This window comes from Bacillus sp. FSL R12-0074 (assembly GCF_038005725.1).
Lineage (GTDB): Bacteria > Bacillota > Bacilli > Bacillales > Bacillaceae_G > Bacillus_A > Bacillus_A mycoides.
In genome coordinates this window covers 244,260-269,497 of record NZ_JBBOTR010000001.1, presented here as the reverse complement: position 1 = coordinate 269,497, position 25,238 = coordinate 244,260, and the positions used below count along the sequence as shown (strand labels likewise).

The window sequence follows — 25,238 nt, the reverse complement described above, 5'->3', positions numbered from 1 at the left end:
CCTTCAAAACTAGATAACATTTGCTTCATATTATATGGTTAAGTCCTCGATCTATTAGTATTCGTCAGCTCCACATGTCACCATGCTTCCACCTCGAACCTATCAACCTGATCATCTTTCAGGGATCTTACTAGCTTACGCTATGGGAAATCTCATCTTGAGGGGGGCTTCATGCTTAGATGCTTTCAGCACTTATCCCTTCCGCACATAGCTACCCAGCTATGCCCTTGGCAGAACAACTGGTACACCAGCGGTGCGTCCATCCCGGTCCTCTCGTACTAAGGACAGCTCCTCTCAAATTTCCTGCGCCCACGACGGATAGGGACCGAACTGTCTCACGACGTTCTGAACCCAGCTCGCGTACCGCTTTAATGGGCGAACAGCCCAACCCTTGGGACCGACTACAGCCCCAGGATGCGATGAGCCGACATCGAGGTGCCAAACCTCCCCGTCGATGTGGACTCTTGGGGGAGATAAGCCTGTTATCCCCGGGGTAGCTTTTATCCGTTGAGCGATGGCCCTTCCATGCGGAACCACCGGATCACTAAGCCCGACTTTCGTCCCTGCTCGACTTGTAGGTCTCGCAGTCAAGCTCCCTTATGCCTTTGCACTCTACGAATGATTTCCAACCATTCTGAGGGAACCTTTGGGCGCCTCCGTTACACTTTAGGAGGCGACCGCCCCAGTCAAACTGCCCACCTGACACTGTCTCCCGGGTCGATGAGACCCGTAGGTTAGAATTTCAATACAGTCAGGGCGGTATCCCACCAGCGCCTCCACCGAAGCTAGCGCTCCGGTTTCAATGGCTCCCGCCTATCCTGTACAAACTGTACCAAAATTCAATATCAGGCTACAGTAAAGCTCCACGGGGTCTTTCCGTCCTGTCGCGGGTAACCTGCATCTTCACAGGTACTATAATTTCACCGAGTCTCTGGTTGAGACAGTGCCCAAATCGTTACACCTTTCGTGCGGGTCGGAACTTACCCGACAAGGAATTTCGCTACCTTAGGACCGTTATAGTTACGGCCGCCGTTTACTGGGGCTTCAGTTCAGAGCTTCGCTTACGCTAACCCCTCTCCTTAACCTTCCAGCACCGGGCAGGTGTCAGCCCCTATACTTCGCCTTACGGCTTCGCAGAGACCTGTGTTTTTGCTAAACAGTCGCTTGGGCCTATTCACTGCGGCTTTCCGTTAAGAAAGCACCCCTTCTCCCGAAGTTACGGGGTCATTTTGCCGAGTTCCTTAACCAGAGTTCTCTCGCACACCTTAGGATTCTCTCCTCGCCTACCTGTGTCGGTTTGCGGTACAGGCACCTTTTATCTCGCTAGAAGCTTTTCTTGGCAGCGGGGAATCAAAGACTTCGCTCCATAAGGAGCTTCCCCATCACAGCTCAGCCTTCACGATAAGCGGATTTGCCTACTTATCAGCCTAACTGCTTGGACGTGCACAACCAATCGCACGCTTCTTCTATCCTTCTGCGTCCCTCCATTGCTCAAACGATAAAGAGGTGGTACAGGAATATCAACCTGTTGTCCATCGCCTACGCCTGTCGGCCTCGGCTTAGGTCCTGACTAACCCTGAGCGGACGAGCCTTCCTCAGGAAACCTTAGGCATTCGGTGGACGGGATTCTCACCCGTCTTTCGCTACTCATACCGGCATTCTCACTTCTAAGCGCTCCACCAGTCCTTCCGGTCTGACTTCACTGCACTTAGAACGCTCCCCTACCACTGATACCATTGGTATCAATTCGCAGCTTCGGTGGTGTATTTAGCCCCGGTACATTTTCGGCGCAGAGTCACTCGACTAGTGAGCTATTACGCACTCTTTAAATGGTGGCTGCTTCTGAGCCAACATCCTAGTTGTCTAAGCAACTCCACATCCTTTTCCACTTAATACACACTTTGGGACCTTAGCTGGCGATCTGGGCTGTTTCCCTCTTGACTACGGATCTTATCACTCGCAGTCTGACTCCTAAGGATAAGTCATTGGCATTCGGAGTTTGACTGAATTCGGTAATCCGATGAGGACCCCTAGTTCAATCAGTGCTCTACCTCCAAGACTCTTACACTTAAGGCTAGCCCTAAAGCTATTTCGGGGAGAACCAGCTATCTCCAGGTTCGATTGGAATTTCTCCGCTACCCACACCTCATCCCCGCACTTTTCAACGTGCGTGGGTTCGGGCCTCCATTCAGTGTTACCTGAACTTCACCCTGGACATGGGTAGATCACCTGGTTTCGGGTCTACGACCACGTACTAAACGCCCTATTCAGACTCGCTTTCGCTGCGGCTCCGCCTCTTCAGCTTAACCTCGCACGGGATCGTAACTCGCCGGTTCATTCTACAAAAGGCACGCCATCACCCATTAACGGGCTCTGACTATTTGTAGGCACACGGTTTCAGGATCTCTTTCACTCCCCTTCCGGGGTGCTTTTCACCTTTCCCTCACGGTACTGGTTCACTATCGATCACTAGGGAGTATTTAGCCTTGGGAGATGGTCCTCCCAGATTCCGACGGAATTTCACGTGTTCCGCCGTACTCAGGATACATTCAAGAGAGAACGAAGTTTCGACTACGGGGTTATTACCCTCTGTGACGGACCTTTCCAGGTCGCTTCGTCTACCTCGTTCCTTTGTAACTCCGTATAGAATGTCCTACAACCCCAAGAGGCAAGCCTCTTGGTTTGGGCTAGATTCCGTTTCGCTCGCCGCTACTCAGGAAATCGCATTTGCTTTCTCTTCCTCCAGGTACTTAGATGTTTCAGTTCCCTGGGTCTGTCTTCCATACCCTATGTATTCAGGTAAGGATACCATACCATTACGTATAGTGGGTTTCCCCATTCGGAAATCTTCGGATCAAAGCTTACTTACAGCTCCCCGAAGCATATCGGCGTTAGTCCCGTCCTTCATCGACTCCTAGTGTCAAGGCATCCACCGTGCGCCCTTTCTAACTTAACCAAACTAAAATTAAAAAAATATGAGCTACACTGTTATCTAGTTTTCAAAGAACATACATTTAAACTTGAGAGATAGTTCTCTCAAAACTGAACGAAACAAAACAAGTCAACGTTTATTGATGAACTGCGTTCATCAATTCTCCATAGAAAGGAGGTGATCCAGCCGCACCTTCCGATACGGCTACCTTGTTACGACTTCACCCCAATCATCTGTCCCACCTTAGGCGGCTGGCTCCATAAAGGTTACCCCACCGACTTCGGGTGTTACAAACTCTCGTGGTGTGACGGGCGGTGTGTACAAGGCCCGGGAACGTATTCACCGCGGCATGCTGATCCGCGATTACTAGCGATTCCAGCTTCATGTAGGCGAGTTGCAGCCTACAATCCGAACTGAGAACGGTTTTATGAGATTAGCTCCACCTCGCGGTCTTGCAGCTCTTTGTACCGTCCATTGTAGCACGTGTGTAGCCCAGGTCATAAGGGGCATGATGATTTGACGTCATCCCCACCTTCCTCCGGTTTGTCACCGGCAGTCACCTTAGAGTGCCCAACTTAATGATGGCAACTAAGATCAAGGGTTGCGCTCGTTGCGGGACTTAACCCAACATCTCACGACACGAGCTGACGACAACCATGCACCACCTGTCACTCTGCTCCCGAAGGAGAAGCTCTATCTCTAGAGTTTTCAGAGGATGTCAAGACCTGGTAAGGTTCTTCGCGTTGCTTCGAATTAAACCACATGCTCCACCGCTTGTGCGGGCCCCCGTCAATTCCTTTGAGTTTCAGCCTTGCGGCCGTACTCCCCAGGCGGAGTGCTTAATGCGTTAACTTCAGCACTAAAGGGCGGAAACCCTCTAACACTTAGCACTCATCGTTTACGGCGTGGACTACCAGGGTATCTAATCCTGTTTGCTCCCCACGCTTTCGCGCCTCAGTGTCAGTTACAGACCAGAAAGTCGCCTTCGCCACTGGTGTTCCTCCATATCTCTACGCATTTCACCGCTACACATGGAATTCCACTTTCCTCTTCTGCACTCAAGTCTCCCAGTTTCCAATGACCCTCCACGGTTGAGCCGTGGGCTTTCACATCAGACTTAAGAAACCACCTGCGCGCGCTTTACGCCCAATAATTCCGGATAACGCTTGCCACCTACGTATTACCGCGGCTGCTGGCACGTAGTTAGCCGTGGCTTTCTGGTTAGGTACCGTCAAGGTGCCAGCTTATTCAACTAGCACTTGTTCTTCCCTAACAACAGAGTTTTACGACCCGAAAGCCTTCATCACTCACGCGGCGTTGCTCCGTCAGACTTTCGTCCATTGCGGAAGATTCCCTACTGCTGCCTCCCGTAGGAGTCTGGGCCGTGTCTCAGTCCCAGTGTGGCCGATCACCCTCTCAGGTCGGCTACGCATCGTCGCCTTGGTGAGCCGTTACCTCACCAACTAGCTAATGCGACGCGGGTCCATCCATAAGTGACAGCCGAAGCCGCCTTTCAATTTCGAACTATGCAGTTCAAAATATTATCCGGTATTAGCCCCGGTTTCCCGGAGTTATCCCAGTCTTATGGGTAGGTTACCCACGTGTTACTCACCCGTCCGCCGCTAACTTCATAAGAGCAAGCTCTTAATCCATTCGCTCGACTTGCATGTATTAGGCACGCCGCCAGCGTTCATCCTGAGCCAGGATCAAACTCTCCAATAAAGTTAGTTTGTCTAGCATCTAAAAATAAAAATTGACGTTCACGTTGTTTGTTTCGTTCAGTTTTCAAAGAACTTGTTTGCCGCTCATTTGCGACTCCCTTATGTTAACATCTTCGTTAGTTAATGTCAACTAAGTTTTTTATTTCGTTTGTCGCTTTCTGCGTTGTTGCTATCGGCGACTTGTTTTATATTACACCTCTAAACTCTAATCGTCAATATGTTTTTCTAAAAAAATATAAAAAGGCTTATTCCTTTTAAAATAAGCCTTTTTATCCTATAACATTCTATTCATTTATTATTTTTCTATAATTGGTAATGAAACGATGAACTGAACGATCCCGTCCTCATACTCAGCTCGAATACTACCACCTTGCAACTCAACAATACTTTTCGCAATAGCTAATCCGAGCCCCGAACCTTCTGTTACTCTACTTCTAGATTGATCTTTCTTATAAAACCGTTCAAACAAGTTCCCTAACTCTTCTCTCGTAAACTCTTCACTATGATTCGCAATAACAATTTGTATATTCCTGCGCTGCCTTTGAAGAGAAACTTTTATCTCTCCGTCATCTTTACTATACTTAATTGCATTCATTAGTAAGTTGTCGAATACACGGACCATCTTTTCCGAATCAATCATCGCATATGCACGTTCCTCAGGAAACTTCTTAACAAACATAAGGCCATGCTCTTCCGCTTGTGGTACTAACTCTTCTATTAATTGATCAAGTAACTCATTTACACACACTTCCTGTTTTTCTAATACAACTTGTTCATTCGTTAACTTCGTATACTCAAATAAATCTTCTATTAAATTCTTTAACTGCTCCGACTTTGCAAAAGCAATTCTAGTATATTCATCATATTGCTCTTTATTTTCATATTTAGAGTCTCTAAGTAATCGTAAGTATCCCATAATAGAAGTAAGTGGTGTCCGTAAATCATGAGATACATTTGTAATAAGCTCGTTTTTCTGTTTTTCTAATGTACGCTCTTTTTCTATATTGTTCATAAGCTCTTCCGCCATATTATTAATATTCTCAGTTAAAGACGCAATCTCATCTTCACCTTTCTTCTCAATACGGTACGCTAAGTTTCCTTTTTCTATTTCCTTTACACCTTGTGCCATCGCTTCAATTTGCTTCATCTTTCTCTTTGTTATATAGAAGAAAGAGAAAATGAATACGAGTACCCCAATTAAAAATGGGAATGGCCCTTCCTGTGTCTCATACATGACTACACCATCCGGAATCCCGCTAACGAACATGTACAAATTCTTATCTTCTATTGTAATAGGTGAAAAAGCTATAAATTCTTTTCTCGTATTTTCAAATGCATCTCGACCATTTGAATAGTTGATCGCAAATGATGCTGCATTACGAATCGTATTATGCAAATCGATTTGCTCTTCTTGCGCCTGCTTCGTTTTATATAAAACTTTGCCACTCTCGTCAGTAACCAATATTTTTAAAGCTCTAGATCCTCGTTCTAAATTTTGGTTCTCCATTTCGATCATATCGGATATAGCTTCTAATTTATTTTCATGAACTGAATTATTTGCCACACTTTGAGCTTGTTGGTTAATTTGCTCCATACCTGCCCGATAATCGATCGTAGCCTCCCGATTCGCATTCTCAAAAAATGGCGCTGCTGCTTTTGATGATAAAACTCCTAATAACGCACACGCAGTAAACGCAGTAATAAGCTGAATTCGGATACTCCGCCGAACACTCTTCACTACCTTTTCAATCAACTTTCTAGTTTTCCTAACATAAGTAAACGGATTAAATATCTTTTTCAACCTTATACCCCACTCCCCATACTGTCTTTATATACCTTGGCTTCCTTGGATTCTCTTCAATTTTTTCACGCACTTTTCGAATGTGCACCATTACAGTGTTATCAGACTGGAAAGATCTTTCGTTCCAAACTTTTTCATAAATTTGCTCAGCGCTAAAGACCATACCTGGATTACGAGCTAGCAATTCTAAAATTGAGAATTCCCTTGGAGTTAGTTTTACTTCTTCTCCCCCTACAATGACTTTATGAGTTGAGATGTTTATTTTCATATCTCCTATTTCTAACTCGTCCTCATTTTGAATAGCAAAGCCATTCATTTTCATATAACGGCGTAGCTGCGATTTAATTCTTGCGATTAACTCTAACGGATTAAACGGTTTTGCTACATAATCATCTGCACCTGTTGTTAATCCTAAAATTTTATCCATATCTTGCGTTTTTGCCGAAAGCATAATAATCGGCATTTCCTTCGCTTCCCTTACTTTCATACACATATGAATACCATCTACTTTTGGCATCATAATATCTAATACAACTAAGTGCACTTCATTTTCTTCTAATATATGTAATCCTTCTTCTCCGTCCCCCGCTTGCAGTACTTTATATCCTTCGTTCTTTAAATAAATTGTAATAAGATTCCTAATTTCTTTTTCATCATCTACGACAAGTATCGTTTCCCCGGCCATACTATCTCCCCCATCAGTTTTTTAATCCCTAACTTCTATTATAGGAAAACTTCTGAAGAAAAACGCTCGGAAATCCTTAAGATTTTCTGAAGACGCAAAAAAGGTCTAGACTCCCCTCAAGTCTAGACCTTTCAAAAAACCCCTTTTATTTACGAACGTAGATGAAATATAGTACGAATAAAACTCCCATAACATACATAATTGGATGAATCTCTTTACGACGGCCACTCACAACCATTGTAATTGGATAGAAGATAAACCCGATTGCAATTCCTGTTGCGATACTATACGTAAGTGGCATTGAAATGATAGTAAAGAACGCTGGCACTGCAATCTCGAATTTCTTCCAATCAATTTCTCCTAAAGATGAAACCATCAAGATTCCTACAATAATTAATGCTGGCGCTGTTACAGCTGGTGTCACAACACTTAATAGCGGTGAGAAGAATAGTGCCAGTAAGAAGAACCCTGCTGTTACAACCGCTGTAAATCCAGAACGTCCTCCTGCTGCTACCCCCGCAGACGATTCAATGTAAGACGTTGTTGTTGATGTACCTAAAATCGCACCAATTACAGTTGCAATCGCATCTGCAAATAACGCTTTACCTGCACGTGGTAATTTATTATTCTTCATTAATCCCGCTTGATTCGCAACCGCTACAAGCGTACCTGCTGTATCAAAGAAATCGATAAAGAAGAACGTTATAATAACAATCGCCATTTCAACAGTGAAAATGTCTCCAAAGTGAGTTAATGCTACCCCGAACGTTGGTTCTAGACTCGGTATTGCTCCCACTACAGCTTTTGGAGTATCAATTAATCCCGTTGCTACTCCTAAGATCGCTGTAAGGATCATACCGTAGAAAACTGCACCATTTATTTTTTTAATCATGAAAATGATTGTAGTAACAACTCCGAAAATTGCTAATAACGTTGTGCCCTTCGTTAAATCCCCCAATCCAACAAGAACAGCATCATTCTTTACGATAATTCCAGCGTTTTGGAATCCAAGGAAGGCAATGAATAATCCAATACCCGCCGCTACTGCAAACTTTAACTCTACTGGAATTGCATTAATAATTTTTTCACGAATACCTGAAGCAGTAAGAATAATAAAGATAATACCTGACATTAATGTTCCAGCAATCGCCGTTTGCCACGGAATTCCCATCGTTAACACCGCTGTATAAGCAAAGAACGCGTTTATTCCCATACCTGGCGCTAAAGCAATCGGATACTTCGCAAATATCCCCATAATTAACGAACCAATCGCCGCTGCTAATGCTGTAGCAACGAATACTGCACCTGGATCCATTCCTGTACCTGCCGGTAATCCTTTAACATTTCCAAGCGACAGCGTAGCAGGATTGACAAATAGTACGTAAGCCATAGATAGAAATGTCGTTAAACCTGCTATGAACTCAGTTTTATAATTTGTGCCGAGTTCATCAAACTGAAAATAGCGTTTCATCTTACGTTTCCCCCGTTATATGATTACTCGCCGTATTTCACCCTAGCCCTCTTTTATCTATAAAAATAAAAAAGGCTTCCATTGCATATATATGGAAGCGTTCTATGAATAAAGACAAGTTTCCCCTCATCTTTATCAAAACGCCTCGTAGTCAAGCCATTTACGGTAGCTAGGTAGAAACTTTCGGGCCATATCCCCGATATTATACGACGGCATAATATTCACTTTTCGTTTGAATTACATACTCATATTAACTCGAGGAGGTGGTTTTGTCAATTTAAAAACGAACATTTTTATAAACTTTTATATTTTCGTTCGTATTAATGGCAAAAACAAAAAGATCCATCTATACATGAACGATAGATGGATCTTTTTTATTACAATACTATTCCCACTCAATAGTTGCTGGTGGCTTACTCGTTATATCATACACGATACGGTTAACGTGTTTTACTTCGTTTACGATACGTACAGAGATTTTCTCTAATACGTCCCAAGGGATACGTGCCCAGTCAGCTGTCATACCATCGATAGATGTTACTGCACGGATACCTACTGTGTAATCGTAAGTACGCTCGTCACCCATAACACCTACGCTACGCATACCAGGAAGCGCAGTAAAGTATTGCCAAACTTCGCGGTCTAATCCTGCTTTTATAATTTCTTCACGTAAAATCGCATCTGATTCACGAACGATTTCTAATTTCTCTTCTGTAATTTCACCTAATACACGAATACCAAGTCCTGGACCTGGGAACGGTTGACGCCATACGATTTCATCAGGAATTCCTAGTTCTGATCCTAATACACGTACTTCGTCTTTAAATAAAGTGTTTAAAGGCTCAATTAATTTGAACTGCATGTCTTCTGGAAGTCCACCAACGTTATGGTGAGATTTAATTGTTTGTGCAGTTGCTGTACCACTTTCAACGATGTCTGTATAAAGTGTACCTTGCGCTAGGAAGTCCATTCCTTGTAATTTAGAAGCTTCATCATCAAATACGTAAATGAATTCATTACCGATGATTTTACGTTTTTGCTCTGGATCTTCTACACCTTTTAACTTGTTCATGAAGCGCTCTTGTGCATCCACTTTAATAACGTTCATATGGAAGCCTTCGCTAAATGTTTTCATAACACCTTCTGCTTCATCTTTACGAAGTAAACCGTGGTCCACGAAAATACATGTTAATTGGTCGCCAATCGCCTTATGAATTAATACTGCTACAACAGAAGAGTCTACACCGCCGCTAAGTGCGCATAGTACTTTTTTGTCTCCAACAGTTTCACGGATCTTCTCTAATTCTACTTCGATAAAGTTCTCCATGTTCCATCCTTCAGAACAACCACATACGCCGAATACGAAGTTTTTAATTAAATCGTTACCGTGCTCAGAGTGACGTACTTCTGGGTGGAATTGTACACCGTATAAGTTTTTGTCTTCATTGCTCATACCAGCAATTGGACAAGACTCACTTGTTGCATCTACTACGAATCCTTCAGGTAAACCAGTTACTAAATCACCATGGCTCATCCATACAACTTGCTCTTCTGGAAGGTTCGTATATAATTTTGATTCGTTCTCTACTTTAAGAACAGCTTTTCCGTACTCGCGGTGGTTTGCACGTTCTACTTTACCACCGAAGTGTTGTGTCATAAGCTGCATACCGTAACAAATACCGAAAATCGGTAATCCTAGTTCAAAGATTTTTTCATCACAATGTAATGCACCTTCACCGTATACACTATTTGGTCCACCAGAGAAGATAATCCCTTTTGGATTCATTGCTTTAATTTCTTCTGCAGTAATTGTATGTGGATGAAGTTCACTGTATACACCGAACTCACGAATTCGACGTGCTATTAACTGATTGTACTGACTCCCAAAATCTAAAACGATAATTGTATCATGCTGCTTCTTCAAAATAATCACCCCAACGTTAGTTCTCGTATATAAATATTTTCACCAATTTAGCGAAAAGCATTACTAATATAATAAAAAAAGCCAGTCCTCCGCCTCTAGTCTCATGACAAAGAAAAGGCAGGGGTCTGGCTTTATAAAGAAAGATAGTCTTCCGCTCTTTATAAATATAAGACGCACTGCCTTCATAGTCAGGTTGTTTACGGTAACCCGGTAGAGACTCTCAAACCATATCATCGAGGATATATGAAGGATTGTTTTATATTATCTTCCTAGATTCTAACAATGAAGTATCGGTATGGTCAAGAGAGAAAGCGACAAAATTCTACAGAAATTATTTTCCTGCGCTCAAAAACATAAAAAAACATCCACTTCTATATAGAAGTGGATGTTTTTCGGGAGAACGGAATTACATCATTCCGCCCATACCGCCCATGCCCATGCCGCCCATGTCAGGCATTGCTGGTGCATTTGGTTCTGGCTTGTCAGCAACTACAGCTTCAGTTGTTAAGAACATAGCTGCAACAGATGCTGCGTTTTGAAGTGCAGAACGAGTTACTTTAGCTGGATCTACGATACCAGACTCAAGCATGTTAACCCATTCGCCAGTAGCTGCATTGAAACCAACGCCTACTTTTTCGCCTTTTAGACGCTCTACAACTACAGATCCTTCTAGACCAGCGTTGATTGCGATTTGACGAACTGGCTCTTCTAGTGCACGAAGTACGATGTTGATACCTGTTGCTTCGTCGCCTTCAGCTACGATAGAAGCTACTTTTGTGTATACGTTCATAAGTGAAGTACCACCACCTGCAACGATACCTTCTTCTACTGCTGCACGAGTTGAGTTAAGTGCATCTTCAATGCGAAGTTTGCGCTCTTTCAACTCAGTTTCAGTTGCTGCACCTACTTTAATTACTGCTACACCGCCCGCAAGTTTAGCAAGACGCTCTTGTAATTTTTCACGATCGAATTCAGAAGTAGTTTCTTCTAATTGCGCGCGGATTTGACCGATGCGAGCTTCGATTTGTTGTGAATTTCCAATACCTTCAACTACAGTTGTGTTTTCTTTCGTTACAACAATTTTACCAGCACGTCCTAAAGATTCAACTGTAGCAGATTTTAAGTCACGTCCTAATTCTTCAGTGATTACTTCGCCACCAGTTAAGATTGCGATATCTTCTAGCATTGCTTTACGACGGTCACCAAATCCAGGAGCTTTAACAGCAACTACATTGAATGTACCACGAAGTTTGTTCACTACTAATGTAGCTAACGCTTCGCCTTCTACATCTTCAGCAATGATAAGAAGTGGTTTACCTTGTTGTACCACTTGCTCTAATACTGGTAAGATTTCTTGAATGTTAGAAATCTTTTTGTCAGTAATTAAAATGTATGGGTTATCAAGAACTGCTTCCATTTTGTCAGAATCAGTAATCATGTAAGGAGATGCATATCCACGATCAAATTGCATACCTTCTACTACGTCTAATTCTGTTGTGAATCCTTTAGATTCTTCTAAAGTAATAACGCCGTCGTTACCAACGCGCTCCATTGCTTCAGCGATTAATTGACCTACTTCTTCGTCAGCCGAAGAAATAGCAGCTACTTGTGCGATAGAAGATTTACCTTCGATTGGTTTAGAAATCGCTTTTAATTCTTCAATTGCAGCAGTAACAGCTTTTTCGATACCTTTACGAAGACCCATTGGGTTTGCACCAGCTGTTACGTTTTTAAGACCTTCACGAATCATAGCTTGCGCTAATACAGTTGCAGTTGTCGTTCCGTCACCAGCTACATCGTTTGTTTTGCTAGCAACTTCTGCTACTAATTTCGCACCCATGTTTTCGAATGCGTCTTCTAATTCGATTTCTTTTGCGATTGTTACACCGTCATTTGTAATAAGTGGTGAACCGAATTTTTTCTCAAGTACAACGTTACGACCTTTTGGTCCAAGCGTTACTTTTACTGCGTTTGCAAGAGTGTCGACACCGCGAAGCATCGAACGACGTGCTTCTTCACTAAATTTAATATCTTTTGCCATAATAATTGACCCCCTTGGATTTTTAAAATGTATATAATTAACCGATAATTGCTAAAATGTCACTTTCACGTAAAATCAAGTAGTCTGTACCTTCGTATTTCACTTCAGTACCTGCATATTTTGAGAAGATGATAAGATCACCTGCTGCTACCTCTAAAGCAACACGCTCACCATTTTCAAGCACTCGGCCTGTACCTACTGCAATAACTTTACCCTCTTGTGGTTTTTCTTTTGCAGTTTCTGGTAATACAATACCACTTGCTGTTTTTTCTTCTGCTTGAACAAGTTCAATTACAACGCGATCACCTAATGGCTTTAGCATGAACAATAACCTCCTCATTTTGTTATGTAAATTTTATTTATTAGCACTCAAGTCACACGAGTGCTAACACACTTCTAATAATAAATAATCTCAATTTCTTTTGCAAGTAAAAAAATCATAATTTTTTCGCAAATTACTTTATGCACTTTCCTGATATCATTACTTCTTCTACTGCCTTTACTATATGAATCGTTGTTCCCACTTCTTGTATGTTACAATATGAAAGACACCCTAAGTTGTTTTCGCTAAACGTACAACTTTTTCCTGTCTCCTATTTTATTTTCAAATACTTATTTACAAAAAAAATATAATTCAAATGAAAGTTTATATCGTAGGTAGCATATTTACATGTTATCCTACCTTATCTCATACACTAGCGTTAGAAAGGATGGTTAAACCATTTGAAGAAACAATATTGGTGGATTATCGTTACATACATTTTAATGCAGTTATCTGGAATTGTTGGCTTACCACTACTCCTAAAAACAGGACTCTATGATAATAGGGGATTTACCATGGAGGAAAAAGGTCAAATCATAACGGGACATTGGGCAATCATTAGCTTCTTTGTTGCATTATGTATCGTGCTTTGGTTACTTAGAATAGATATTCGTGACAGGCATTTAGATAAAATGCGTGTTACGATCCCAGCTACAGTTGGTTGGATTATAATCGGTATTCTCTTAGCTTTCTCTTCCCAAATAATTGCCGGTATGATCGAAATGCGTCTACTAGGAATTAAACAAGGTTCGGAAAATACAATGAAGCTGATGGAAATTGCAAGAACGACACCTTGGTTCCTCATTGTTGTATCTATAATCGGACCTATCTTAGAGGAAATCGTATTTAGAAAAATTTTATTTGGCACACTTTATAAGAGATTTAATTTCTTTGTTGCTGCTATCATTAGTTCACTTGTATTCGCGGCGATTCATTTTGATTTTACTCACTTATTGGTATACACTTCTATGGGGCTCGTATTCGCCTTTTTATATGTACAAACGAAACGCATTATCGTTCCTATAGCAGCCCATGTGGCAATGAATACATTAGTCGCTATTGGACAAATTTTTATGAGCAATGAGCAAATTCAAGAAATGATTAAAGAAGCTGAAAAAATGCAAGGCTTTATCGGAGGATTTTTAGTATGAGAAACTCACCATTGTTCATGGCTGCATTGTACTTTCTTCTTGGATGTATCTTTACACGCTTCGCCATTACGAACGTAACAGATACAATCTGGAATATGTGGACAATACTATTTGCAGTTATGGCAACAATTGATTTTAATTTGGCACTTCGCCTTATCTTAGTTAAATTCACAAAGAAAAAACAATAATAAAACGCAGAGGTCATCTCCTCTGCGTTTTATTGTGGATAATTCTTCAAAAAGTAAACAAGTGTTTGTAACTCTACAGCTAAATCAATGTGATGAATCCTTATATTCTCTGACACATTTAAGCGTGCTGGTGTGAAATTTAAAATACCATGCACGTTCGTTTCTGCCAATCTATCTGCCACAGATTGCGCTACTGTAGCGGGTACCGTTAATATTGCCACTTGTATATCAGTTGATAAACGTTCTTCTAGTTCATCCAAATGATATACAGGAATGCCTCCGATTTCTGTTCCAACTTTCTCTTCACTAACATCAAACGCCATTTCAATTTTTGTATTATTGTTTTTCGTGAAATTATAATGTAAGAAAGCGGTCCCTAAATTACCTACTCCAATAAGTGCCACGCGTGTTATATCATCTTGGTCGAGTGTTTCACGGAAAAATGATAATAAATAATTTACGTTATATCCATATCCTTTTTTCCCTAACGCTCCAAAATATGAAAAATCTCTTCGAATAGTTGCGGAATCAACCTTTACCGCTTCACTCAATTCGGCTGATGAAACACGTTGCTTACCAGAAAGAGATAAGTTTTGGATAAATCGATAGTATAGAGGCAATCGTTTGGCAGTGGCCTGTGGAATTTTTTGCTGATCCATATAACCTCTCCTCTCTTCCTATCTTTATTCTTATACTTGAATCAAATACAGAAGTTTAGTACTCATGAATTTCCTTGTATAATAAAGAGAAGAAGTATTCTCTCTTTATTTTAAACTATACACTATTTTTAGTATGATTGAGAAATATAAACATGGCAAAGTTAAGAAATTATTTGAGGTGAAAACATTGATATTATTACAAGTGAATGGGCTTTCGAAATTATACGGTGCAGAAACGATTCTTGCAAACATAAAATTGGAAGTACAAACAAAAGATCGTATCGCATTAGTCGGACGAAATGGAGCTGGAAAATCTACATTATTAAAAATAATAGCTGGCGAGTTATCTCATGATGGTGGTGAAATTATAAAACCGAAAGATGTCTCAATGGGGTATTTAGCTCAAAATACCGGATTAGAAACGTCTTTAACAATTTGGGATGAAATGTTAACCGTCTTTACACACTTGCAGCAGATGGAGACAAAACTTCGAAGGCTAGAGCAAGAGATGGGAAAAGAAGAAAACTTTTCAAATGCGGCTATATATGAGAAATTATTAGCTGATTATGACCAATTACAATTAGATTATAAAGATCAAGGCGGCTATCAGTACGAAGCGGATATACGCTCAATTTTAAGCGGTCTTGGCTTCCCAGTTGAAACGCATCAGACGAAAATTTCCACATTAAGTGGTGGACAAAAGACTCGATTAGCTCTTGGGAAATTATTATTAACTAGACCAGACTTACTTATTTTAGACGAACCTACAAACCATTTGGACATTGAGACACTAACATGGCTTGAACAATATTTACAAGGCTATCCTGGCGCGATTTTAATCGTTTCCCATGACCGTTATTTCTTAGATAAACTCGTTACACAAGTATACGAAATTTCTAATAAGGAAAGCCGACGATTTGTTGGTAACTACAGTCAATATTTAGACTCAAAATCAGCTCTATACGAGCAAGAAATGAAGCGTTTTGAAAAACAACAAGATGAAATTTCTAAACTGGAAGACTTTGTACAAAAAAATATAGCTCGTGCATCTACGACAAAACGCGCTCAAAGTCGCCGTAAACAATTAGACAGAATGGAAGTATTAACTAGACCATTAGGCGATTCTAAATCAGCTTCCTTCCACTTCGATATTGAAAAACAAAGTGGAAATGATGTTTTACAAGTGAAAGATGCAACCATTGGCTATTATCAGGAACCGATTATTGAACATGTAAATATGCGCTTAACTCGCGGTGACAGTGTTGCCTTAGTTGGGCCAAACGGAATTGGAAAATCTACATTATTAAAATCCATTGTGAATAAGTTACAGCTATTACATGGAAACGTTGCTTTTGGGTCAAACGTATCTGTTGGTTATTATGATCAAGAACAAGCCAACTTAACATCTTCGAAGCGAGTTTTAAATGAATTATGGGATGAATATCCATTGCAGCCCGAAAAAGAAATTCGCACTATACTAGGTAACTTTTTATTCACAGGGGATGATGTACTCAAACCCGTATCTTCTCTTAGTGGTGGACAAAAGGCTCGACTAGCTCTTGCAAAACTTATGATGCAAAAATCCAATTTATTAATTCTCGATGAGCCAACAAACCATCTTGATTTAAATAGTAAAGAGATTTTGGAGAATGCTTTAATTGATTACCCAGGTACTCTTCTATTCGTCTCTCATGACCGCTACTTTATTAATCGCGTAACGACAACCGTTGTTGAGTTATCAACAGAAGGTGCACAAGAATATTTAGGTGATTACGATTATTACGTTGAAAAGAAAAATGAAATGATTGAACGTGCGGAACTAGAGCAAGAAGATGAAGTACCTGTTCAAAAAGTGGTGGCACAAGAAAAATTAAATTATCTCGAAGAAAAAGAACGTAAACAGCTAGAGCGTCAACGTACTCGAAAGATTGAAGAACTGGAACAAAATATCGTAGGCTTAGAAGAAGAAATTGCTACGTTAGAAGATCAGCTTTGCTTACCAGAAATATATGCAGATTATGAAAAGGCTAGTGAAATTACAACTAAAAAGCAAACACTGCAAGAACAGCTTGAAGCTTGTATGGCAGAATGGGAAGAACTGCATATATAAGAGAATTTAAAAGAGGAGGCTGTCTCATAAGTCGGGCTTTTTGACGAGATGACCTCCTTTTTATCTTCTTTTTTGGAATCAATACCATAGTAAATAAAATTATATAACCGATTCGACAAGGATTGACAATAGTAGCACCTTATATAATAAGTGGAGGATGTTTCAAATTTTTTTTTGGCATCTCCTTGTTTTTTATTTCCCAAAAAAGAATTTCTTCAAAGGTCAGACTTCCTCTATGTTATCCACAAGGTTATGCACATATCCACCTTTATAATATAAACTTCCGAATAACTTTTCCACATTATCCACAACTGAATAAAAAGTTATACACATTTTATGTACACAAAAAAACCCAAATTATCAACAGATAATTTGGGTTTTATCCACAAGCTGTGGTTAATTTTGTGTATAACTATGCTTCAATATCTAATCCTGGATTTGCATTTAAAGCTAATGTAGCGCGTTTTCCTTGTTCGTATGCAATTGTACCTGCAGCCGCAATCATCGCTGCATTATCTGTGCATAAAGATAGAGGAGGAATAATTAGCTCTATATTTTCTTTTTGTGCAAATTCTGCTGCTAAACGTGCACGAAGCCCTTTATTAGCAGCTACTCCACCAGCAAGAAGCACTTGTTTTACATTATAAGCATCTGCTGCACGAGACGCTTTCGTTACAAGTACATCTATTACACTTTCTTGGAAACTTGCTGCTAAATCTTCTGGTGCAATTTCTATACCGCGCTGTTTTGCGTTATGCACAGTGTTGATAACTGCTGATTTCAATCCACTAAAGCTGAAATCATACGAATCAGGTTCTAGCCACGCACGAGGCAAATCAATTGTTGGTTTTCCTTCATGCGCAAGGCGATCAATATGAGGACCACCTGGATAAGGCATTGATAATGTACGAGCTACTTTATCGTAAGCTTCTCCTGCCGCATCATCTCGCGTTTCACCAATCACTTCAAATGAACCATGTTCTTTCATATAAACAAGCTCCGTATGTCCACCGGATACAACAAGCGATAGTAACGGGAATTGTACTTCTTTTACTAAACGATTCGCATAAATATGACCAGCAATATGATGAACACCAACTAGAGGGATATCATGAGCAAAAGCCACAGCTTTCGCTGCATTTACACCTATTAAAAGTGCTCCGACTAAACCTGGGCCTTCTGTTACAGCAATTGCATCAATATCCTCAAAAGTGATATTCGCTTCTTTTAAAGCTTCTTCTAACACAACTGTGATTTCTTCTACATGATGACGGGATGCAATCTCTGGTACTACTCCGCCAAAACGCTTATGACTTTCAATTTGCGATGCAACGACATTCGCAATGATTTCCGTTCCATTTTTAACAACTGCTACAGCTGTTTCATCACAGCTTGTTTCAATACCAAGTATAATTATATTTTTTTCCATCATATATTCACCCACATTACAAGACCATCTTCCTGATTGTCTGCATAGTATCGTTTACGAATCCCACCATTTTGAAATCCGTATTTTCTGTATAACTGCTTTGCTACTTCATTTGACATGCGTACTTCAAGTGTCATTGTTTTTACTCCTAAACCTTTCGCTTCGGAAATGACTTCTTTTAATAAGGCATCCCCTAGCTTTTGACCTCTGTATTCCGGCAGGATAGCTATATTTGTTACATGTGATTCATCAATAATTATCCACAATCCACAATATCCAATTACGAGACCATCTTTTTCTAGCACGACATAATGTGCATGTTCATTCACCTCTAATTCACGGTGAAAGGCATCTGCAGTCCAAGGGGTTGAAAAAGATGCTTCTTCAATAGCTACAATTTGAGCAATATCATCGAGTGCCATCTTTCTAAATATCATATCCATCTTCTGTAGGCCCCTATTGTTTTTGACTTTCTAACCATTTTGTTTCAGCTTCAGCTAAGCGAAGATAGCTAGGAACAAACGTATGCACGTCTTGTTCTTCTTTTTGTAATCCTAAACATGCTAATTCACTTGGTCTTGGGTTATTCTTAGTGAACGAAGCAAATACAGCTTGATCACCTAAATATTCTACAATTGTTTCTTTATGCAATTTAACATCGTTACCAATAAATAAAACAGGCTGTTCTTTATCTTTTAACATTTGCAACCAGTCAACAATAAGAATAATTCGGTCTTCTTCTATTGAAGTTATACGCTCTCCTTCATATGTATATAACCCCGTGTAAATTTGACCACGTCGGCCATCAAATAAAGGACAAATTAGTCCATTAAAATTAGTACCATTTGCAGCCACCACTTCCAAACTTGATACACCTACAATTGGTATTTGAAGTGACCAAGCTAATGTTTTTGCCGCTGTCACACCTATACGAACACCTGTATATGATCCCGGTCCAGCTGCTACAACAATTTTAGTCAATTCTTTCGGTTTTACACCGCATTCTTTTAACAGTTTCTCTACAGCTGGCATAAGACGTACAGAATGGTTTTTTGTTAAATTTGTAATGATTTCCCCAATCACGTTCCCTTCCTCAATAAGGGATACACCCATTACGTAATTTGAAGTATCAATTGCTAGTACTTTCATCTTGTAATAGCTCCTCACATAATCTAATATAGCGATCTCCAATTGGCTCGAGTACAATTTTTCTTGTATCATCTCCAGCATGGAATAAACTAATTTGCAACTTCTCATTCGGTAAATATGCTTCTATTAAATGAGCCCATTCTACTACTGTAATCCCTTCACCATAGAAATACTCATCAAATCCTAAATCTTCTTCACTTTCCGCTAAACGATACACATCCATATGATATAGCGGTAATCTTCCTTTATATTCTTTAATAATATTGAAGGTAGGACTATTTACGACTCTTTTCACTCCAAGACCTTTTGCTAGTCCTTTTGTAAAAGTCGTCTTGCCAGCTCCAAGATCACCTTCTAAAATAATTACATCTTTTTCCTTTACAAGTCTCCCTAATTTTTCTGATAATCGCTGGGTTTCTTCGGAAGATTTTGTTGTTATTTCATATTTACTCACAGACTTCACCTACTTTACTCACAATGTTCTCTGCTCTTTATTATACAGGTTTTAAATATATAAAAAAGTCCTTAGGAGTTTTCCTAAGGATAGTTTGACTGTCTTTATTAGTTTTTTGTTAAAACAAATAAAAAAATACGAAACAACTTGTTTCGTTCTTTTCTTTATATAAAATGGCGGTCCCGACCGGGGTCGAACCGGCGATCTCCTGCGTGACAGGCAGGCATGTTAACCACTACACCACGGGACCATTTGGTTGCGGGGACAGGATTTGAACCTGCGACCTTCGGGTTATGAGCCCGACGAGCTACCGTACTGCTCCACCCCGCGATGATATAAATAGCCTGGCAACGTCCTACTCTCACAGGGACAAGGTCCCAACTACCATCGGCGCTAGAGAGCTTAACTTCCGTGTTCGGTATGGGAACGGGTGTGACCTCTCTGCCATCATTACCAGACTATATTCATTTAAGACAAGAATCATCATAACTCATTCGACATTTAAAGTCAATAAGTTTTTTATATTCTCTCAAAACTAGATAACATTAGCTTCATATTATATGGTTAAGTCCTCGATCTATTAGTATTCGTCAGCTCCACATGTCACCATGCTTCCACCTCGAACCTATCAACCTGATCATCTTTCAGGGATCTTACTAGCTTACGCTATGGGAAATCTCATCTTGAGGGGGGCTTCATGCTTAGATGCTTTCAGCACTTATCCCTTCCGCACATAGCTACCCAGCTATGCCCTTGGCAGAACAACTGGTACACCAGCGGTGCGTCCATCCCGGTCCTCTCGTACTAAGGACAGCTCCTCTCAAATTTCCTGCGCCCACGACGGATAGGGACCGAACTGTCTCACGACGTTCTGAACCCAGCTCGCGTACCGCTTTAATGGGCGAACAGCCCAACCCTTGGGACCGACTACAGCCCCAGGATGCGATGAGCCGACATCGAGGTGCCAAACCTCCCCGTCGATGTGGACTCTTGGGGGAGATAAGCCTGTTATCCCCGGGGTAGCTTTTATCCGTTGAGCGATGGCCCTTCCATGCGGAACCACCGGATCACTAAGCCCGACTTTCGTCCCTGCTCGACTTGTAGGTCTCGCAGTCAAGCTCCCTTATGCCTTTGCACTCTACGAATGATTTCCAACCATTCTGAGGGAACCTTTGGGCGCCTCCGTTACACTTTAGGAGGCGACCGCCCCAGTCAAACTGCCCACCTGACACTGTCTCCCGGGTCGATGAGACCCGTAGGTTAGAATTTCAATACAGTCAGGGCGGTATCCCACCAGCGCCTCCACCGAAGCTAGCGCTCCGGTTTCAATGGCTCCCGCCTATCCTGTACAAACTGTACCAAAATTCAATATCAGGCTACAGTAAAGCTCCACGGGGTCTTTCCGTCCTGTCGCGGGTAACCTGCATCTTCACAGGTACTATAATTTCACCGAGTCTCTGGTTGAGACAGTGCCCAAATCGTTACACCTTTCGTGCGGGTCGGAACTTACCCGACAAGGAATTTCGCTACCTTAGGACCGTTATAGTTACGGCCGCCGTTTACTGGGGCTTCAGTTCAGAGCTTCGCTTACGCTAACCCCTCTCCTTAACCTTCCAGCACCGGGCAGGTGTCAGCCCCTATACTTCGCCTTACGGCTTCGCAGAGACCTGTGTTTTTGCTAAACAGTCGCTTGGGCCTATTCACTGCGGCTTTCCGTTAAGAAAGCACCCCTTCTCCCGAAGTTACGGGGTCATTTTGCCGAGTTCCTTAACCAGAGTTCTCTCGCACACCTTAGGATTCTCTCCTCGCCTACCTGTGTCGGTTTGCGGTACAGGCACCTTTTATCTCGCTAGAAGCTTTTCTTGGCAGCGGGGAATCAAAGACTTCGCTCCATAAGGAGCTTCCCCATCACAGCTCAGCCTTCACGATAAGCGGATTTGCCTACTTATCAGCCTAACTGCTTGGACGTGCACAACCAATCGCACGCTTCTTCTATCCTTCTGCGTCCCTCCATTGCTCAAACGATAAAGAGGTGGTACAGGAATATCAACCTGTTGTCCATCGCCTACGCCTGTCGGCCTCGGCTTAGGTCCTGACTAACCCTGAGCGGACGAGCCTTCCTCAGGAAACCTTAGGCATTCGGTGGACGGGATTCTCACCCGTCTTTCGCTACTCATACCGGCATTCTCACTTCTAAGCGCTCCACCAGTCCTTCCGGTCTGACTTCACTGCACTTAGAACGCTCCCCTACCACTGATACCATTGGTATCAATTCGCAGCTTCGGTGGTGTATTTAGCCCCGGTACATTTTCGGCGCAGAGTCACTCGACTAGTGAGCTATTACGCACTCTTTAAATGGTGGCTGCTTCTGAGCCAACATCCTAGTTGTCTAAGCAACTCCACATCCTTTTCCACTTAATACACACTTTGGGACCTTAGCTGGCGATCTGGGCTGTTTCCCTCTTGACTACGGATCTTATCACTCGCAGTCTGACTCCTAAGGATAAGTCATTGGCATTCGGAGTTTGACTGAATTCGGTAATCCGATGAGGACCCCTAGTTCAATCAGTGCTCTACCTCCAAGACTCTTACACTTAAGGCTAGCCCTAAAGCTATTTCGGGGAGAACCAGCTATCTCCAGGTTCGATTGGAATTTCTCCGCTACCCACACCTCATCCCCGCACTTTTCAACGTGCGTGGGTTCGGGCCTCCATTCAGTGTTACCTGAACTTCACCCTGGACATGGGTAGATCACCTGGTTTCGGGTCTACGACCACGTACTAAACGCCCTATTCAGACTCGCTTTCGCTGCGGCTCCGCCTCTTCAGCTTAACCTCGCACGGGATCGTAACTCGCCGGTTCATTCTACAAAAGGCACGCCATCACCCATTAACGGGCTCTGACTATTTGTAGGCACACGGTTTCAGGATCTCTTTCACTCCCCTTCCGGGGTGCTTTTCACCTTTCCCTCACGGTACTGGTTCACTATCGATCACTAGGGAGTATTTAGCCTTGGGAGATGGTCCTCCCAGATTCCGACGGAATTTCACGTGTTCCGCCGTACTCAGGATACATTCAAGAGAGAACGAAGTTTCGACTACGGGGTTATTACCCTCTGTGACGGACCTTTCCAGGTCGCTTCGTCTACCTCGTTCCTTTGTAACTCCGTATAGAATGTCCTACAACCCCAAGAGGCAAGCCTCTTGGTTTGGGCTAGATTCCGTTTCGCTCGCCGCTACTCAGGAAATCGCATTTGCTTTCTCTTCCTCCAGGTACTTAGATGTTTCAGTTCCCTGGGTCTGTCTTCCATACCCTATGTATTCAGGTAAGGATACCATACCATTACGTATAGTGGGTTTCCCCATTCGGAAATCTTCGGATCAAAGCTTACTTACAGCTCCCCGAAGCATATCGGCGTTAGTCCCGTCCTTCATCGACTCCTAGTGTCAAGGCATCCACCGTGCGCCCTTTCTAACTTAACCAAACTAAAATTAAAAAAATATGAGCTACACTGTTATCTAGTTTTCAAAGAACATACATTTAAACTTGAGAGATAGTTCTCTCAAAACTGAACGAAACAAAACAAGTCAACGTTTATTGATGAACTGCGTTCATCAATTCTCCATAGAAAGGAGGTGATCCAGCCGCACCTTCCGATACGGCTACCTTGTTACGACTTCACCCCAATCATCTGTCCCACCTTAGGCGGCTGGCTCCATAAAGGTTACCCCACCGACTTCGGGTGTTACAAACTCTCGTGGTGTGACGGGCGGTGTGTACAAGGCCCGGGAACGTATTCACCGCGGCATGCTGATCCGCGATTACTAGCGATTCCAGCTTCATGTAGGCGAGTTGCAGCCTACAATCCGAACTGAGAACGGTTTTATGAGATTAGCTCCACCTCGCGGTCTTGCAGCTCTTTGTACCGTCCATTGTAGCACGTGTGTAGCCCAGGTCATAAGGGGCATGATGATTTGACGTCATCCCCACCTTCCTCCGGTTTGTCACCGGCAGTCACCTTAGAGTGCCCAACTTAATGATGGCAACTAAGATCAAGGGTTGCGCTCGTTGCGGGACTTAACCCAACATCTCACGACACGAGCTGACGACAACCATGCACCACCTGTCACTCTGCTCCCGAAGGAGAAGCTCTATCTCTAGAGTTTTCAGAGGATGTCAAGACCTGGTAAGGTTCTTCGCGTTGCTTCGAATTAAACCACATGCTCCACCGCTTGTGCGGGCCCCCGTCAATTCCTTTGAGTTTCAGCCTTGCGGCCGTACTCCCCAGGCGGAGTGCTTAATGCGTTAACTTCAGCACTAAAGGGCGGAAACCCTCTAACACTTAGCACTCATCGTTTACGGCGTGGACTACCAGGGTATCTAATCCTGTTTGCTCCCCACGCTTTCGCGCCTCAGTGTCAGTTACAGACCAGAAAGTCGCCTTCGCCACTGGTGTTCCTCCATATCTCTACGCATTTCACCGCTACACATGGAATTCCACTTTCCTCTTCTGCACTCAAGTCTCCCAGTTTCCAATGACCCTCCACGGTTGAGCCGTGGGCTTTCACATCAGACTTAAGAAACCACCTGCGCGCGCTTTACGCCCAATAATTCCGGATAACGCTTGCCACCTACGTATTACCGCGGCTGCTGGCACGTAGTTAGCCGTGGCTTTCTGGTTAGGTACCGTCAAGGTGCCAGCTTATTCAACTAGCACTTGTTCTTCCCTAACAACAGAGTTTTACGACCCGAAAGCCTTCATCACTCACGCGGCGTTGCTCCGTCAGACTTTCGTCCATTGCGGAAGATTCCCTACTGCTGCCTCCCGTAGGAGTCTGGGCCGTGTCTCAGTCCCAGTGTGGCCGATCACCCTCTCAGGTCGGCTACGCATCGTCGCCTTGGTGAGCCGTTACCTCACCAACTAGCTAATGCGACGCGGGTCCATCCATAAGTGACAGCCGAAGCCGCCTTTCAATTTCGAACTATGCAGTTCAAAATATTATCCGGTATTAGCCCCGGTTTCCCGGAGTTATCCCAGTCTTATGGGTAGGTTACCCACGTGTTACTCACCCGTCCGCCGCTAACTTCATAAGAGCAAGCTCTTAATCCATTCGCTCGACTTGCATGTATTAGGCACGCCGCCAGCGTTCATCCTGAGCCAGGATCAAACTCTCCAATAAAGTTAGTTTGTCTAGCATCTA

The 25,238-nt window shown here is 42.4% G+C and carries 14 protein-coding genes, 2 tRNA genes, 5 rRNA genes and 2 riboswitches; of the genes, 3 read left to right on the top strand and 18 right to left on the bottom strand.

The genetic code is table 11. The features are described 5' to 3' along the window. Window positions 1-34: 34 nt before the first annotated feature. The 8 genes from NSS97_RS01535 to groES form a co-directional block, all read right to left on the bottom strand. Window positions 35-2,956: ribosomal RNA gene (locus NSS97_RS01535) — 23S ribosomal RNA — on the bottom strand. A 146-nt stretch (window positions 2,957-3,102) separates the two neighbouring features. Then, a 16S ribosomal RNA gene (locus tag NSS97_RS01530) occupies window positions 3,103-4,654 on the bottom strand. Together the 16S and 23S rRNA genes form the textbook arrangement of a ribosomal RNA operon. Window positions 4,655-4,948: 294 nt before the next feature. Then, window positions 4,949-6,454 (bottom strand): sensor histidine kinase, encoded by a 1,506-nt coding sequence (locus NSS97_RS01525; RefSeq protein ID WP_341111282.1) that lies wholly within the window; start codon window positions 6,452-6,454, stop codon window positions 4,949-4,951. Then, window positions 6,438-7,139, bottom strand: a complete 702-nt coding sequence (locus NSS97_RS01520; protein WP_044440799.1) for a response regulator transcription factor — start codon at window positions 7,137-7,139, stop codon at window positions 6,438-6,440. The genes NSS97_RS01525 and NSS97_RS01520 overlap by 17 nt, the downstream gene beginning before the upstream one ends. 145 nt (window positions 7,140-7,284) lie before the next feature. After that, a complete protein-coding gene (locus NSS97_RS01515) occupies window positions 7,285-8,610 on the bottom strand; it encodes an NCS2 family permease (protein WP_002091603.1) in 1,326 nt (441 codons plus the stop codon). A 128-nt stretch (window positions 8,611-8,738) separates the two neighbouring features. Continuing rightward, a riboswitch (purine riboswitch) is annotated at window positions 8,739-8,840 on the bottom strand. A 155-nt stretch (window positions 8,841-8,995) separates the two neighbouring features. Continuing rightward, window positions 8,996-10,534 (bottom strand): glutamine-hydrolyzing GMP synthase, encoded by a 1,539-nt coding sequence (gene guaA, locus NSS97_RS01510; RefSeq protein ID WP_131929478.1) that lies wholly within the window; start codon window positions 10,532-10,534, stop codon window positions 8,996-8,998. 165 nt (window positions 10,535-10,699) lie between these two features. Then, window positions 10,700-10,801: riboswitch (purine riboswitch) on the bottom strand. 139 nt (window positions 10,802-10,940) lie between these two features. Next, window positions 10,941-12,575, bottom strand: a complete 1,635-nt coding sequence (gene groL / locus NSS97_RS01505; RefSeq protein ID WP_002029451.1) for a chaperonin GroEL — start codon at window positions 12,573-12,575, stop codon at window positions 10,941-10,943. 37 nt (window positions 12,576-12,612) lie between these two features. Further along, window positions 12,613-12,897, bottom strand: a complete 285-nt coding sequence (gene groES, locus NSS97_RS01500; RefSeq protein ID WP_002009985.1) for a co-chaperone GroES — start codon at window positions 12,895-12,897, stop codon at window positions 12,613-12,615. A gap of 401 nt (window positions 12,898-13,298) precedes the next feature. Here groES and NSS97_RS01495 point away from each other — a divergent pair, with 401 nt between their 5' ends. Together NSS97_RS01495 and NSS97_RS01490 are read left to right on the top strand one after the other, a co-directional pair. After that, on the top strand, window positions 13,299-14,048 hold the full coding sequence (locus NSS97_RS01495) for a CPBP family intramembrane glutamic endopeptidase (protein WP_002063533.1): 750 nt from the start codon (window positions 13,299-13,301) through the stop codon (window positions 14,046-14,048). Next, entirely contained in the window at window positions 14,045-14,236 is a 192-nt protein-coding gene (locus NSS97_RS01490; protein ID WP_001246201.1) for a YdiK family protein, read from the top strand. The genes NSS97_RS01495 and NSS97_RS01490 overlap by 4 nt, the downstream gene beginning before the upstream one ends. A 29-nt stretch (window positions 14,237-14,265) precedes the next feature. Here NSS97_RS01490 and NSS97_RS01485 read toward each other — a convergent pair whose 3' ends face one another. Next, window positions 14,266-14,895 (bottom strand): redox-sensing transcriptional repressor Rex, encoded by a 630-nt coding sequence (locus NSS97_RS01485; protein WP_000372704.1) that lies wholly within the window; start codon window positions 14,893-14,895, stop codon window positions 14,266-14,268. Window positions 14,896-15,082: 187 nt separating this feature from the next. On the opposite strand from NSS97_RS01485, the gene NSS97_RS01480 reads away from it, so the two are divergent. Continuing rightward, on the top strand, window positions 15,083-17,005 hold the full coding sequence (locus tag NSS97_RS01480; protein WP_341111279.1) for an ABC-F family ATP-binding cassette domain-containing protein: 1,923 nt from the start codon (window positions 15,083-15,085) through the stop codon (window positions 17,003-17,005). Between the two features lie 412 nt (window positions 17,006-17,417). Here NSS97_RS01480 and tsaD read toward each other — a convergent pair whose 3' ends face one another. From tsaD to NSS97_RS01435, 9 genes are all read right to left on the bottom strand, one after another. Further along, window positions 17,418-18,434 carry a tRNA (adenosine(37)-N6)-threonylcarbamoyltransferase complex transferase subunit TsaD gene (gene tsaD / locus NSS97_RS01475; protein ID WP_002029447.1) on the bottom strand — a complete coding sequence of 339 codons (1,017 nt, stop codon included), beginning with the start codon at window positions 18,432-18,434 and terminating at the stop codon, window positions 17,418-17,420. Beyond that, window positions 18,434-18,877, bottom strand: coding sequence for a ribosomal protein S18-alanine N-acetyltransferase (gene rimI, locus NSS97_RS01470; RefSeq protein ID WP_002063534.1), 444 nt, complete (start codon window positions 18,875-18,877; stop codon window positions 18,434-18,436). The genes tsaD and rimI overlap by 1 nt, the downstream gene beginning before the upstream one ends. A gap of 13 nt (window positions 18,878-18,890) precedes the next feature. Then, a complete protein-coding gene (tsaB, locus tag NSS97_RS01465; protein WP_113735938.1) occupies window positions 18,891-19,583 on the bottom strand; it encodes a tRNA (adenosine(37)-N6)-threonylcarbamoyltransferase complex dimerization subunit type 1 TsaB in 693 nt (230 codons plus the stop codon). After that, a complete protein-coding gene (gene tsaE, locus NSS97_RS01460; protein ID WP_002009995.1) occupies window positions 19,564-20,037 on the bottom strand; it encodes a tRNA (adenosine(37)-N6)-threonylcarbamoyltransferase complex ATPase subunit type 1 TsaE in 474 nt (157 codons plus the stop codon). The genes tsaB and tsaE overlap by 20 nt, the downstream gene beginning before the upstream one ends. Window positions 20,038-20,211: 174 nt before the next feature. After that, window positions 20,212-20,287: transfer RNA gene (locus NSS97_RS01455), tRNA-Asp, on the bottom strand. 3 nt (window positions 20,288-20,290) lie between these two features. Then, window positions 20,291-20,367, bottom strand: a tRNA-Met gene (locus NSS97_RS01450). 12 nt (window positions 20,368-20,379) lie between these two features. Further along, window positions 20,380-20,495, bottom strand: a 5S ribosomal RNA gene (gene rrf, locus NSS97_RS01445). 102 nt (window positions 20,496-20,597) lie between these two features. After that, window positions 20,598-23,519 (bottom strand): 23S ribosomal RNA (locus NSS97_RS01440). Window positions 23,520-23,665: 146 nt separating this feature from the next. Continuing rightward, a 16S ribosomal RNA gene (locus NSS97_RS01435) occupies window positions 23,666-25,217 on the bottom strand. Between the last annotated feature and the right edge of the window lie 21 nt (window positions 25,218-25,238).

Bases quoted from the DNA above. Each gene is read 5' to 3' on its own strand.
- groL (WP_002029451.1), bottom strand. From the start codon at position 12,575: ATGGCAAAAGATATTAAATTTAGTGAAGAAGCACGTCGTTCGATGCTT.
- tsaB (WP_113735938.1), bottom strand. From the start codon at position 19,583: ATGAAAGTACTAGCAATTGATACTTCAAATTACGTAATGGGTGTATCC.
- NSS97_RS01485 (WP_000372704.1), bottom strand. From the start codon at position 14,895: ATGGATCAGCAAAAAATTCCACAGGCCACTGCCAAACGATTGCCTCTA.
- NSS97_RS01490 (WP_001246201.1), top strand. From the start codon at position 14,045: ATGAGAAACTCACCATTGTTCATGGCTGCATTGTACTTTCTTCTTGGA.
- rimI (WP_002063534.1), bottom strand. From the start codon at position 18,877: ATGGATATGATATTTAGAAAGATGGCACTCGATGATATTGCTCAAATT.
- tsaD (WP_002029447.1), bottom strand. From the start codon at position 18,434: ATGGAAAAAAATATAATTATACTTGGTATTGAAACAAGCTGTGATGAA.
- groES (WP_002009985.1), bottom strand. From the start codon at position 12,897: ATGCTAAAGCCATTAGGTGATCGCGTTGTAATTGAACTTGTTCAAGCA.
- NSS97_RS01515 (WP_002091603.1), bottom strand. From the start codon at position 8,610: ATGAAACGCTATTTTCAGTTTGATGAACTCGGCACAAATTATAAAACT.
- NSS97_RS01520 (WP_044440799.1), bottom strand. From the start codon at position 7,139: ATGGCCGGGGAAACGATACTTGTCGTAGATGATGAAAAAGAAATTAGG.